The organism is Corallococcus sp. 4LFB, from assembly GCF_046520365.1.
GTDB lineage: Bacteria > Myxococcota > Myxococcia > Myxococcales > Myxococcaceae > Corallococcus > Corallococcus caeni.
Genome location: NZ_JBKGHJ010000258.1, coordinates 1 through 12,006, shown reverse-complemented (window position 1 = coordinate 12,006; position 12,006 = coordinate 1). Strand labels below are relative to the sequence as shown.

General features: G+C 71.1%; 12 protein-coding genes. 5 read left to right on the top strand and 7 right to left on the bottom strand.

Going from position 1 to position 12,006, the window contains the following annotated elements:
- Both ACLEQD_RS25115 and ACLEQD_RS25110 read right to left on the bottom strand, forming a co-directional pair.
- Nucleotides 1-900, bottom strand: a 900-nt coding sequence (locus ACLEQD_RS25115) for a CheR family methyltransferase (RefSeq protein ID WP_410387404.1), incomplete at its 3' end; no start/stop codon positions are given.
- Entirely contained in the window at nt 897-1,382 is a 486-nt protein-coding gene (locus tag ACLEQD_RS25110; RefSeq protein ID WP_410387402.1) for a chemotaxis protein CheW, read from the bottom strand. The genes ACLEQD_RS25110 and ACLEQD_RS25115, both read right to left, overlap by 4 nt.
- Before the next feature lie 213 nt (nt 1,383-1,595).
- Here ACLEQD_RS25110 and ACLEQD_RS25105 point away from each other — a divergent pair, with 213 nt between their 5' ends.
- Nucleotides 1,596-3,185: a phytoene desaturase family protein gene (locus ACLEQD_RS25105; protein ID WP_410387406.1), complete on the top strand. Its 1,590-nt coding sequence runs from the start codon at nt 1,596-1,598 to the stop codon at nt 3,183-3,185.
- A gap of 10 nt (nt 3,186-3,195) precedes the next feature.
- Here the strand turns inward: ACLEQD_RS25105 and ACLEQD_RS25100 are convergent, their stop codons facing one another.
- The 3 genes from ACLEQD_RS25100 to ACLEQD_RS25090 all read right to left on the bottom strand — a co-directional run bounded on the left by ACLEQD_RS25100 (nt 3,196) and on the right by ACLEQD_RS25090 (nt 6,159).
- Nucleotides 3,196-3,564 (bottom strand): VOC family protein, encoded by a 369-nt coding sequence (locus ACLEQD_RS25100; protein WP_338262748.1) that lies wholly within the window; start codon nt 3,562-3,564, stop codon nt 3,196-3,198.
- Nucleotides 3,565-3,772: 208 nt separating this feature from the next.
- Nucleotides 3,773-4,273, bottom strand: coding sequence for a hypothetical protein (locus ACLEQD_RS25095; protein WP_410387400.1), 501 nt, complete (start codon nt 4,271-4,273; stop codon nt 3,773-3,775).
- A gap of 101 nt (nt 4,274-4,374) precedes the next feature.
- Nucleotides 4,375-6,159, bottom strand: a complete 1,785-nt coding sequence (locus ACLEQD_RS25090; RefSeq protein WP_410387398.1) for a methyl-accepting chemotaxis protein — start codon at nt 6,157-6,159, stop codon at nt 4,375-4,377.
- Between the two features lie 314 nt (nt 6,160-6,473).
- Here ACLEQD_RS25090 and ACLEQD_RS25085 point away from each other — a divergent pair, with 314 nt between their 5' ends.
- Nucleotides 6,474-6,680, top strand: a complete 207-nt coding sequence (locus ACLEQD_RS25085; protein ID WP_410387396.1) for a CsbD family protein — start codon at nt 6,474-6,476, stop codon at nt 6,678-6,680.
- Nucleotides 6,681-6,760: 80 nt separating this feature from the next.
- Here ACLEQD_RS25085 and ACLEQD_RS25080 read toward each other — a convergent pair whose 3' ends face one another.
- Nucleotides 6,761-6,922, bottom strand: coding sequence for a hypothetical protein (locus tag ACLEQD_RS25080; RefSeq protein WP_171412808.1), 162 nt, complete (start codon nt 6,920-6,922; stop codon nt 6,761-6,763).
- Nucleotides 6,923-7,460: 538 nt separating this feature from the next.
- Between ACLEQD_RS25080 and ACLEQD_RS25075 the strand changes: the two genes are divergently transcribed.
- Entirely contained in the window at nt 7,461-8,405 is a 945-nt protein-coding gene (locus ACLEQD_RS25075) for a universal stress protein (RefSeq protein WP_410387394.1), read from the top strand.
- Between the two features lie 37 nt (nt 8,406-8,442).
- The gene (locus ACLEQD_RS25070) at nt 8,443-10,308 is read left to right on the top strand and encodes an ABC transporter ATP-binding protein (RefSeq protein ID WP_410387392.1); all 1,866 of its coding nucleotides are present in this window, start codon (nt 8,443-8,445) and stop codon (nt 10,306-10,308) included.
- A 4-nt stretch (nt 10,309-10,312) separates the two neighbouring features.
- Here the strand turns inward: ACLEQD_RS25070 and ACLEQD_RS25065 are convergent, their stop codons facing one another.
- Entirely contained in the window at nt 10,313-10,672 is a 360-nt protein-coding gene (locus ACLEQD_RS25065) for a thioredoxin family protein (RefSeq protein ID WP_120603835.1), read from the bottom strand.
- A gap of 212 nt (nt 10,673-10,884) precedes the next feature.
- Here ACLEQD_RS25065 and ACLEQD_RS25060 point away from each other — a divergent pair.
- A partial coding sequence (locus ACLEQD_RS25060; RefSeq protein WP_410387390.1) for an SMI1/KNR4 family protein occupies nt 10,885-12,006 on the top strand: 1,122 nt, incomplete at its 3' end.

The window sequence follows — 12,006 nt, the reverse complement described above, 5'->3', positions numbered from 1 at the left end:
GCCCGGCGGGGAAAGGCGTGCCGTCCGCGCGCAGCGCGCCAGCGGCTGGAGCGGAACGAAGTGCCCCGCGTTCGCGCCGGCCAGGGGCTTGCGGTACAGCACGCCCCACTCGGTGAGGACCGGCTCGAACGGCGCGTAGTCCCCCAGCGGCGGATCCGACGGACCCGTGAACAGGTACCCGCCGTCATCCAGCGACGCGTGGAGCCTGCGCGCCACGCCCTCGATGGTGGCGCGGTTGAAGTAGATGAGGACGTTGCGGCAGAAGATGACGTCCAGCTGCCAGATGCCGCTCTCCGCCGAAGGCCACGTCTCCAGCGCCAGGTTGAGGTAGCCCAGCTGCACGTGGCGCTTCACGTCCTGCGACAGCCAGTAGAAGCGGCCCTCCTGCCTGAGGTGGGCGCGCATGCGGTCCGCGGAGGGGCCGCGCAGGGACCAGTCCGTGTAGCGGGCCTGCTGGGCGCGGCTGAGCGCCGTGCGCGACACGTCCGTCGCGCGCACCGTCATGTGCCCCTCCCAGCCCTCGGCCATCAGCAGCGCGGCGATGGAGTAGGGCTCCTCGCCGGAGGAGCACGCCGCGCTCCACGCGCGCACCAGGTGCTCCTGGCCCCGGCGCTCGCGCAGCTCCGGCAGCACCACGCGGCGCAGGTGGTCGAAGTGCTCGTGGGTGCGGAAGAAGTACGTCTCCCCGATGGTGAGCTCGGTGAGCAGGTCATCGAAGAGGGCGTTGTCCAGCGCCACCTCATGCAGGTAGCGCGTGACGTCGTCCTGGTTGGCGCGGGCCATGGCGCGCTGGATGCCCTCCAGCGCGGCGGCCAGACAGCTGGGCGCGGCGAGCCCCGCGCGCTCCTCCACCAGGGCGAGCACGTCCTTGAAGCCCGGGGGCAGGACGCCGCCAATCAAGCAGGCTCCGGAAGGGCTCCAAGCGCGGTGTCCAGCTGCAGGGCTTCCGCTTCGGAGAGGAACGAGCGCAGGTCGTGCACGAGCACCAGCCCGTCCGGGAGCTTCGCGGCTCCGGCCACGAGCCCCACGCCCGGCAGCTCCCCGGGGGACGCGTCCCATTCCCCGTCGGTGACGGCGTGCAGCCCTTCGGCCCGGTCCACGCGCAGCGCCACCTGCCGGCCCCCGGCGGCGGCGACGATGAAGTGGTCCATGGGGGACAGGGGGCGCGCGGGGTGGCGGAAGCGGCGGCGCAGGTCGAGCACGGGCAGCAGCTCCCCGCGCAGGTTGAGCAGGCCCTCCACCACGTCCGGGGCCCGGGGCAGGGGCGTGAGGCGCGCGGCGCGCACCAGCTCGCGCACGTCCTCCACGGGCAGGCCGTAGCGCTGCCGCTCCAGGGTGAACAACAGGACTTCCTGTGGGCGTGCCTCCGAGGGGGGATTCATGGCTGCGCGTCGCAGGCTACAGGAGGCAGGGCACCCTGGGGATTCAGGATGTTGGCCCGTCTTCCAGCAAACGCTCCACGCCGGGCGGGAGCGGTCCGACCTGGAGCCAACGCCCGGCGGAGCGCCTGGAGTCCCGGGAGGAAACGCTTTTTCGCCTGGGCCGTCCTCGGAGGACAGTCGCCAGCCGGCGTGGGGCCGGGCATCGTGAGGCACATGGTTCAGCACGTCATCGTCGTGGGCGCGGGCCCCGGAGGCCTGACGGCCGCCCTCAACCTCGCGGGGCAGGGCTTCCGGGTCACCGTCGTGGAGAAGGACGCGGTGCCCGGCGGCCGGATGAAGGGCCTGACGCTGGGGCAGGACGGCGAGTACGCGCTGGACACCGGCCCGTCCATCCTCCAACTGCCCGGCATCCTGAAGCAGATCTTCTGGCGCGCGGGGAAGCGGCTGGAGGACTACGTCACGCTGGTGCCGGTGGACCCGAACACGCGCGTGCACTTCTGGGACGGCACGCACCTGGACACGCGGCGCGACCTGGAGCGCATGGGCCAGGACCTGGAGAAGTTCGGTGCGGGCAAGGGGCGCGCGCTCCAGGAGTGGATGGAGGACGGGCGCAGGAAGTACGCGCTGGCGTACGAGAAGTTCATCTGCACGAACGCGGGCAGCCTGGACTACTACGCGCCCTGGCGGCTGGCGCCCACGCTGCGCTTCAAGCCGTGGCAGACGCTGTACAAGCAATTGGACTCGTTCTTCCACGACGACCGGATGACGTACGCGCTGGCGTACCCGTCGAAGTACCTGGGGCTGCACCCGACGACGTGCTCGTCGGTGTTCAGCGTGATTCCGTTCATCGAGCTGTGCTTCGGCGTGTGGCACGTGCAGGGCGGCTTCCGGGAGCTGGCGCGAGGGATGATGAGGTGCGCCGAGGACCTGGGCGTGACGTTCCGCATGGGCACGGCGGTGGAGCGCGTGCGCACGGAGGCCGGGCGCGCGGTGGGCGTGAAGCTCGCGAGCGGCGAGGTGCTGGACGCGGACGCGGTGGTGGTGAACGCGGACCTGGCCTACGCGGCGCGGAAGCTGCTGGCGCCGGAGGTGCGCGAGGGCAGCCGGCTGACGGACGCGGCGCTGGAGCGGGCGAAGTATTCGTGCAGCACGTTCATGGCGTACTACGGCCTGGACACGACGTACGCGGACCTGCCGCACCACCTCATCTACCTGTCGCAGAGCGCGAGGCGCACGGACCGGGACGCGCTGGAGGACCGCACGGTGGACGTGGACGACCCGCCCTTCTACGTGTGCAACCCGGGCGTGACGGACGGCTCGGGGGCGCCCAAGGGGCACTCCACGCTGTACGTGCTGGTGCCCACGCCCAACACGGCGCGGCCGGTGGACTGGGCGAAGACGGAGGCCACGCTGCGCGAGCGCATCCCGAAGATGCTGGAGAAGGTGGGCATCCAGGGGCTGCGCGAGCACGTGAAGGCGGAGCGCTACTTCACGGCGGAGACGTGGCGGGACGACTTCAACGTGTTCCGGGGCGCGGTGTTCAACCTGTCTCACACGTGGCTGCAATTGGGCCCGCTGCGGCCGCGAGTGAAGAACGCGCAGGTGGAGGGGCTCTACTTCGTGGGCGGCGGCACGCACCCGGGCAGCGGCCTGTTGACCATCATGGAGAGCGCGAACATCGCGGCGGACTACCTCACGCGCGAGGCGGGCAAGGGGCCGCTGAAGGGCTGGCCGTACGTGCCGCCCATGGAGGACGCCGGCGAACAGGCGCCGCCCGGGCCGCGGATGGCCCGGAGCGGCTGAGGGGCGCGCGTCAGACAGCGCCGGGGCGGCAGCTCACCTCCACGAGGATGCCGCCCGGGGCCCGGCAGTAGACGAGGGTGCCCCGGTTGTTGCGGATGACGTCGGACACCTCCAGGCCGTCCGCCTTCACGCGCTCCTGGAAGGCGAGCACGGGGGCTTCGGAGTCCTGGAGGAAGCCGACGTGGAAGTCCTCGGGGAAGACGTCGGAGTCGCGCTTGCGGCGCTGGAGGACGAGCACGAAGCCCTCCGTGCCGCCGAGGATGGCGATGGCGGGCGAGTCATGGTTCTTCGCGTGCGACGTGAAGCCGCAGTAGCGCGTGAAGAAGCGAGCGGTGGCCTGGACGTCGGGGACCTGCAGATCAAGGTGATTCAGCTTCATGGTGGGCCTCGCGAAGACACACGTGTGCCTTCGAAGGGCCGTGGGTCCTGAATCCCGAAGGAGACGGACAAGTGCTTCCACCATGGAAGTGACCGGGGCTCACCGAACCGGTCCGCCGTTTTTCGACCGGCGCGGAGGCTAGGGCAATGGCAGACGGAATGCCAGCCGGGGGCGCTCGAACAGAAGGCCGCATGGGACACGCGGCATTTCAGGGCAAGGCGGGCCGCGACGCCTCGCGAGAGATGATGAGGAGCCAATCCTCCACGACAGGCTCTCCCAGGCGTACCTGGCGCGAGTCGGCCGGGAGCCGCTGGAGTCCCTTCCCGGCGTCGACGAGTGCGAGCCGGTAGGTGTGGATGTCTGCCCCGTCGTCCGTCAACTCCATCTGGGCCTCGAAGGGCTCACACTTCTGGGATGTCACCTCGATGACCCAGCCGTTGAGCTCGAGCGACCGTGGAGATGAGGCCTCGAGCCGGCGCACCAGGACGCCGTCGGGGCTTCCGAAGCCTCGGGCTTCCTCGAACTCGGACAGGCGCACACGCAGGAGGTGCTCCAGTGCCAAGGCCACGGAGTCCACGCGCGACCAACGCTCATGCGGACGCTCGACCTCGAGGATGCTCCGGACTGCGACCGCGAGTTCGCGCTCGCAGCGTCGAACCAGGCCCTCCTCATCGCCAGGGCGGGCATCGACATCTCGCTCCCGCGTCATGGCACCCTCCCATTCGTGCCGCGTAGGCATGTCAGGCGCTGCATCGGGCCTCCACCCCAAGACGGGCACCCACACACTGCGGACTTCATCCGGCCAGCGGACTAGGACACGTACCGTTCCGCCAGCTCCGACACCTGCCCCGTCGCCTGCGCCACCGCGGTCGCCGCTTCCTGCGTCGTGCCCAACTGCCGCAGCGTCGCGGCCATCAGCTCGTCCATCTCGCTCACCGCGCCGAACAGCTGATCCACGCCCGCGTGCTGCTGCGCCACGGCTTCAGCAATCTGCCGCACCGCCGACGCGGACTCGTGCGTGAGCTGGATGAGCTCCCGCAGCCGCTCGCCGCTCTTGCGCAGCGGCACCAGCGCCGCCTCCACGCCCTCCGAGCTCTTGTCCGCCGTGACGACCGCCTCGCCCGTCGCGGCCTCCATGCCCTCCAGCAGCCCGCGCACCTGGCCCGTCGCCTTGATGGACTGGTCCGCCAGCTCGCGCATCTGCCGCGCCACCACCGCGAAGCCCCGGCCCTGCTCGCCCGCGCGGCTCGCCTCGATGGCCGCGTTGATGGCCAGCATGTGCGACTGGTCCGCCAGCGACTTCACCACCTCCGACACCCGGCCCACCTCGCGGGCGCGCGTGCCCAGGTCCACCACCTGCTGGTTCAGCCCGTGCGTCAGGCCTCGGATGTCCGCGAGCCCCTGCTCCGTGCCCGACAGCGACTCCTCGCCCAGCCGGCCCATCGCCGCGGCTCTCTCCGCCACCTGCAGCACGCTCCCCGCGCGGGTGGCCGCCAGCTTCGACATCTGCTGGATTTCCTGCGCCGTCGTGCGCGCCTGGTGGAGGGCCGCCGCCTGCCGCGACAGGGTGCGGTTCTGCTGGTCGCTCGCCTCCGTCAGCCGCGTGCCCGCCTTCGCCAGGTGCCCCGCCGACGAGCTCAGCGCCCGGGGCAGCTCCTGCAACTGCTCATAGAGCAGCCACGTGCGCGCGGACAGGTCGCCCAATTCATCCGTGGACACCCACTGCGGCGGCGCCGCGCGGCCCTCCACCAGCGCGTCCAGCGACGCCCCTATCGCCTTCGCGCCCTGCGCCAGCCTGCGCGCCGCCCACGCCGCGGTGAAGATGGCCCCCAGCGCCGCGAACCCGCCCAGGAGCGCCACCGGCAGCGTCAGGTCCCGCTGCAACGGCTGGATGCGCGCGCGCACCCGCGCCGCGCCCCGGTACTCGCCCGACAGCTCCAGGTCGTCCGCCAGCGACGACAGGTTCTTCTCCAGCCGCAGCTGCAACGTCGCGATGCTCGTGATGCACGTAATCAGCAGCGCGGACACGACGATGGCCGGCAGGAACCAGCTCTGCCGGGGCAGGAACAGGCCTTCGCCCGGGGGCCGCTCGTGCGGCGCGCGGCGGAACGCCTCCAGCGTCACCGCGGCCAGCGCCTTCTCATAGAGCATGTACAGGATGGGCGCGCTGAAGAGGCCCGCGCTCATCGCCACCGCCACGCCCACCAGGATGACGCGCGGCGGACGGTCCAGCGCCAGGCCAATGGCGCCGTTGAAGAAGATGCCGCCCAGGAACCAGCCGGACTGCGCCTCCACGAACGTGAGCACGCCCGGCAGCCGCAACAGCCGCCCCAGCCGCTCCGCCGGCCCCGCGTCCTCCCGCAGCGCATGCCGCAAGAGCGCCCCCACCGCGCCAATGGGCACCACCAGCGCCAGCCCCCCAATGACGATGGGCGTGACCACCCCCAGCACGAACCCCGCGCTGCTCGCGTCCACGTCCAGCAGCTGCATGTCGACGTAGATGGCCGGCGCCACCGCCACCGTGACGACCAGGGTGCGCAGCCAGAGCAGCTTGAAGAGCAGCGCCTGGGTCGAAAGGGGCGAAGGCTGAGTCATCGAAGGACTTATCCGGGAGGGTCACTCCAGACTGAGGGCGAAGCGCGGGTGCGTCAATGCAACGTCCGCTTCTTGTGACGAAGACTCCCGGGTCTTCACGAATAACAGGGACGCAACGGGTAGGGCGGGCAGCGCGGGGGTCGTCTCCGCGTGCGCCCAGCACTGTCCACTGTCTGACACTTCAGGGTGTGACAGTCACGTTACGTCCAAGGAGGGCAGCCGTGCGGACGGGCCCGCGCCGCCTGCCATCCGCCCGCGACGTGTGCACGTTGTCCTCCAGAGCGATTCACACACACCGACGTCAGGAGGACGCCATGGGCGAGTGGACTGACAAGACCAAGGGCAAGGTGAAGGAGACCGTGGGCGCTGCGTCCGGCGACCGTTCGCTGGAAGCCGAGGGCAAGGCGGACACGGCCAAGGGCAAGGTCAAGGGCGTGGTCGAGGACGTGAAGCACGCCGTCAAGGACGCGGTCGACGACCGCGATGCGCCTCGTCGCGACGCGGATCCGTATCAGCGCTAGCGACTGCTCACCGCTTGAAACCCTTCGGGCCGCGGAAGCCACTGCTTCCCGCGGCCCGAGCTGTCTTCAGCGGGTGCTGCTCACTGCCGCAGCTTCTCGCAGGGACACGCCACCTCCAGGAAGGTGGTGGACTTGCCGCTGAGCATCACCCAGAGACAGCGCAACACACAGGCTGTTCCGAACTCCCGGTAGATGAGTCCCAGGTTGGCAACCACCTCACGTCCGGTGATGACCCCGCGCATGTCCCGCTCCCTTGCTTCCTGCCGTCCGACCCGCCGCCCATGGCCTCGTGAGGGGCCGGGCAGAGGTCTTTGCAAAGGGCTGGCCGAGCCTCGGAAAGCGCTCCCGTTCGCCAAGGTCCTGCGGTGAACGTCCCAAGCGCCTGAAACGGCGGCCCTGAACGTCCGCCTGCCCCGGAGTCCTTGAACGAAGCGGTGCCGCGCCCTGAAAACGTTACAGCGCGGGGCTCCGGCCGGAGGACGGGCAGCCTGTCCGCATGCCCTGGCCCGGTGTCCTGCCGGGCTTCGCCGCTCGCGTGCCCCGCTGCCCTGCTGTGGACGTGGCGTCCGCGCAAGACGGGTGGCACATCCACCGACCCGGCTGAATGTATGTCCATGAGGGCCCGCGTGAGGCGGATGCCCCCTGAAGCCGTGCGTTGGAGGTTTCAGCCCGGGTGCGTGAGCCGCCAGGTCGCCACGCCCCGGAGGCCCGCGCGGCGCGTCCAAGCGGTGAGGTGGTGGAAGGAAGGGAGTCGCCATGCGACCGAACGTGTCTTCCAGAATGGGTCTGCCCCTGCTCTCCGAAGGTCTCCTCCGCGCCCAGCGGGGGCTGCGGCGGGTGGCGGTGGGGGTGGACTTCTCCCTGCAATCCGAGTTCGCGCTGGCCCGCGCGCTGCGGCTTCCGCTGGCGCATGGCGCGGCCTTCAGCGTGCTGCACGTCAGCCCGCCGCTGGACGGCCACCAGGGGCCGGACGGGACGGTGGCCTGCGAGCGGTGCTTGCGCAGGTCGGTGACGTCCGCGGCGAAGCGGCTGCGGCAGCGGCCGGACGTGGACGTGCGCGAGGAGCTGCGCACGGGTGACGCGCCGCACGTGGCGGCGGAGCTGGCGAAGGACCAGGGCGTGGAGGTGCTGGTGGTGGGCCGGCCCCACCCGGCCTTTCCGCTGAAGCCGCTGCCGGAGAACTCCATGGTGCTGCGGCTGGTGCGGGAGGTGGACGCGTCCGTGCTGGTGGTGATGCCGCACCCGGGCCGCGTCTACCACCGGCCCCTCGTCGCGGTGAACTTCTCGCGCGAGTCCCGCCGCGCGCTGGAGCTGACCATGCGCCTGTGCCCAGCCTCGACGCCCATCGAGGTGCTGCACGTGGTGGACCTGCGCGCGGAGGAGGAGGCCCTGCGCCACCAGGACGGCCACCTGACGCAGGAGCTCCAGCTGCGGCAGGAGCGCGAGGACGCGGCGCGCAGGGCGCTCGGGCGCTTCCTGGCGCCGTACCGCGAGACGGGCCGCGTGATGGAGAGCCGCCTGCGCTTCGGGGACCCGCGCGAGTGCATCCTCGCGGAGGCCTTCGAGCGGGAGTCGGACCTGCTGACGCTGGGCATGTCCTCCGCGAATCCGCCGTCCGAGCTGGCCGAAGGCGTGCTGCGGCGCTCGCACTGCGACGTGCTCATCTCCCGGCACGCCGCCCCGCCCGCCGCCCTGCCGGACGGAGGGAACGTGCCGGCTTCCTGAAAGCAGGGAAGTCCAGCGCGGCGGCCCGCGCGGCGTTATGAGGGGCGGCACCTTGTCACCTCCCACGCCGTCGACACCCTCTTCGCTCCGTGCCCGCCTGAAGAACGCGGGCGTCCTCTTCAAGCAGCTGCCGGGCACCTTCCGCCTCTTCTGGCGGGCGAGCCCCCGGGGCGCGGTGGTGCTGGGCGCGCTCACGCTGGTGGCGGCGGTGCTGCCGGCGGGCATCGCGTGGGTGGGCAAGCTCATCGTGGACACGGTGGTGGCCGCGGCGAAGGGCGACGCGGCGGCGCACTCGCGCGTGCTGGGGCTCGTCGCCACGGAGTTCGCGCTGATGATTGCCTCCGCGGTGGTGGACCGGGGGCTCACGCTCACGAAGGACCTCTTGCGCGCGCACCTGGGCAACCTGCTCAACGAGCGCATCCTCCAGAAGGCGCTGGACCTGGAGCTGCGGCACTTCGAGGACTCGGACACCTACGACAAGATGCAGAACGCGCGGCGCGAGGCGAACGCGCGCCCGCTGTCGCTGGTGATGCAGGCGTTCAGCATCGTGCGCAACGTCATCACCCTGTCCACCTACGCGGTGCTGCTCGTGGCGCTGTCGCCGTGGAGCGTGGCGGTGCTGCTGCTCGCGTCCATCCCCGCGTTCATCGCGGAGGCGCGCCTGGCGGCGGAGGGCTTCCGGCTGTACTCGTGGCGCGCGCCGGAGGGCCGCAAGCTCAACTACCTGGAGTGGATCCTCACGCGCGACAGCACCGTGAAGGAGGTGAAGCTCTTCGGGTTGGGGCCGCTGGTGCTGGGCCGCTACCGCACGCTGTTCCAGAAGTTCTTCGCGGAGGACCGGGCGCTCGCGCGCAAGCGCATGGTGTGGGGCCTGGGGCTGGGCCTGCTGTCGCTGGCGGCCTTCTACGGCTGCTACCTCTTCGTCGCGAGCAAGGCCGCGTCCGGCGGCATCTCCGTGGGCGACATGGTGCTGTACCTGGCGGTGTTCCGGCAGGGGCAGGCCGCGTTCCAGGGCATCCTCACCAGCGTGGGCTCCATGTACGAGGACGCGCTCTTCATGAGCAACCTCTTCGCCTACCTGGACATCCCCACGGTGGCGAGCACGCCCCGGGCCCTGCCCACCGTCTCGCCGCCGCGTGGACGCACCAACGCCATCGAGCTGCGCGACGTGTCCTTCCGCTACGCGGGCAAGGACGCGTGGGCGCTGCGCAACGTGTCGCTCACGCTCAAGCCCGGCCAGAAGCTGGCGCTGGTGGGGGAGAACGGCGCGGGGAAGAGCACGCTGGTGAAGCTGCTCTTGCGCATGTACGAGCCCACGGAGGGCGCCATCCTCTACGGCGGCGTGGACACGGCGCGGATGGACGCGGACGACCTGCGCGGCCGCTTCGGGGCGGTGTTCCAGGACTTCGTGCGCTATCAGTTCAGCGTGGCGGAGAACATCGGCCTGGGCCACGTGCCCGCGCTGGAGGACCGGCCCGCCATCGAGCGGGCGGCGGAGCAGGGCGGGGCCAACTCCGTCATCGCGACGCTGCCCAGCCAGTACGACACGATGCTGGGCGGCTGGTTCGAGAAGGGCCAGGAGCTGTCCAGCGGTCAGTGGCAGAAGCTGGCCGTGTCCCGCGCCTTCATGCGCGACGACGCGGAGGTGCTCATCCTGGACGAGCCCACCGCCAGCATCGACGCGGAGGCGGAGCACGCCCTCTTCGAGCGCTTCCAGGCGCTGGCCGCGGACCGCATCGCCATCGTGATTTCGCACCGCTTCTCCACGGTGCGCATGGCGGATCAGATCGCCGTGCTCCACAACGGGACGGTGCAGGAGCTGGGCAGCCACGACGAGCTGATGGCGCTCGACGGGCGGTACGCGCACCTGTTCCGGCTGCAGGCGCGCGGCTACCGGGACTGAGGCTTCAGGCCTGGGCCTTGGCGCCGCCGGGCAGGTGGTCGCGGATGACGCCCAGGAAGTACGGCTTGCCGTAGTACTGGCTCATCTTCCCCAGCAGCTTGCCGTTGCGGAACAGCAGGAAGGTGGGGATGCCGAACAGGCCGAAGCGCGTGGCCAGGGCCTCGTGCTCGTAGGCGTTGACCTTGACGACGCGCATGGGGGCGCCGTCCAGCTCCTGGAGGAGCTCGGGTTCGGCGGCCGCGTAGATGTCGCAGTTCGGGCAGCCGGGGCCCCAGAAGTCCACGACCACCAGCTCGTCTCGGGGTTCCATGACGAGCGAGTCGAAGGTCTCGGTCGTCGCCTCGATGCTTACGGGATGCGCCATGGCGTCTTCCTAATGCCCGGGGGACCGGGCTTCCATCCAGGCCGCCAGCCCCGGGGGCAGGCGGCCGGGAGGGATGGAGGGGGCGGGCGTGTCAGGTTGTCCAGATATGTCTACAGGCGTCGGGTGGACGAAACCCGACATGCACGCTGCGCACGGGGGCCCAGGCACCATAAGGTGCGAGCCCTGGTGGCTGTCGATGTCGTGGAGGGGTCATGCACGAGTGGTTGGAGGCACTGCGCAAGTCGGCGAAGGCGACCTCGGAGGGTGTGCAGGCGGAGGAGGTCCGCCGCGCGGAGACGGAGTGCGGCGTCCCGTTCCCCGAGGACCTGGCGGACCTGTACCAGGCGCTCAACGGCGGTGAGTTCCAGGGCGAGGTGCGGCTGTACCCGCTGCGTGGCGGCGAGGGTGCGCCCAGCGTCCTGGAGAAGAGCCGGCTGATGGTGGTGGGCCTGCCCGCCGCGGGCGTGTGGCGCTTCGGGTTGAAGGGGGCGCACCGGCACCTGTTCGTCGCGCGCAAGTCCGCGATGGAGGAGCAGGGGGACGGTGGCGGGCCGCTGCCCGGCTGGGTGGACGGGCTGGACGGGGACGATTGGGTCTTCGGCACCTGGGACGGCGAGAAGAAGGAGATGCGGCTGTACCGCACGCTCAAGGACATGCTCGAGGTGCTGATTCCGCCCGTCGAGGAGGTGGAGAGCTTCGGGGAGCGGACCTTCGCGCGCGCGATGAACGCCGTGCTCCAGGGCGCGCTGTCCGGCGCCGCGGCCGAGGCGGCGGACGAGGACGAGGAGGGGCCCGCGGGCCGTGGCCGCGACTACACGAGCGACCTGGCCGCCCTGGCCCGTGAAGCGGGCGAGGACGAGGAGGCCGAGGTGTCCAGCGAAGAGGAGCTGGAGGCGGAGATGGCCGAGGACGCCGGCGAGGAGGAAGCCCCCGAGCAGGAGGAGCTGTTCGAGGAGCCCGAGTCGAAGCGCCCCGCCGCGAAGAAGGCCCGCCGCGAGAAGGCCGCCCCCGTCGCCACGGAAGAGCCGTCCGGGCCCGCCGGGAAGAAGGCCGCGGCCACCAGAGCGGAGGCGCCGAGCGAAGCTGGCCCCACCGGGGAGGGAGCACGCAAGGCGGCTGGCAAGAAGGCCGCGCCCGCGCGTGGGGCCGCGAAGAAGGCCACGGGCAAGGCTGCCGTGAAGAAGGGCGCCACCGCGAAGGAGGGGGCTGCCCAGAAGCGTGGCGCCACCGCGAAGAAGGGTGCCACCGCGAAGAAGGGTGCCACCGCGAAGAAGGGCGCCGCCGCGAAGAAGGGCGCCGCCGCGAGGAAGGGCGCCCGAGAAGCGTGGCGCCAC

Bases quoted from the DNA above. Each gene is read 5' to 3' on its own strand.
- ACLEQD_RS25110 (WP_410387402.1), bottom strand. From the start codon at position 1,382: ATGAATCCCCCCTCGGAGGCACGCCCACAGGAAGTCCTGTTGTTCACC.
- ACLEQD_RS25105 (WP_410387406.1), top strand. From the start codon at position 1,596: ATGGTTCAGCACGTCATCGTCGTGGGCGCGGGCCCCGGAGGCCTGACG.
- ACLEQD_RS25100 (WP_338262748.1), bottom strand. From the start codon at position 3,564: ATGAAGCTGAATCACCTTGATCTGCAGGTCCCCGACGTCCAGGCCACC.
- ACLEQD_RS25095 (WP_410387400.1), bottom strand. From the start codon at position 4,273: ATGACGCGGGAGCGAGATGTCGATGCCCGCCCTGGCGATGAGGAGGGC.
- ACLEQD_RS25090 (WP_410387398.1), bottom strand. From the start codon at position 6,159: ATGACTCAGCCTTCGCCCCTTTCGACCCAGGCGCTGCTCTTCAAGCTG.
- ACLEQD_RS25085 (WP_410387396.1), top strand. From the start codon at position 6,474: ATGGGCGAGTGGACTGACAAGACCAAGGGCAAGGTGAAGGAGACCGTG.
- ACLEQD_RS25080 (WP_171412808.1), bottom strand. From the start codon at position 6,922: ATGCGCGGGGTCATCACCGGACGTGAGGTGGTTGCCAACCTGGGACTC.
- ACLEQD_RS25075 (WP_410387394.1), top strand. From the start codon at position 7,461: ATGGGTCTGCCCCTGCTCTCCGAAGGTCTCCTCCGCGCCCAGCGGGGG.
- ACLEQD_RS25070 (WP_410387392.1), top strand. From the start codon at position 8,443: ATGAGGGGCGGCACCTTGTCACCTCCCACGCCGTCGACACCCTCTTCG.
- ACLEQD_RS25065 (WP_120603835.1), bottom strand. From the start codon at position 10,672: ATGGCGCATCCCGTAAGCATCGAGGCGACGACCGAGACCTTCGACTCG.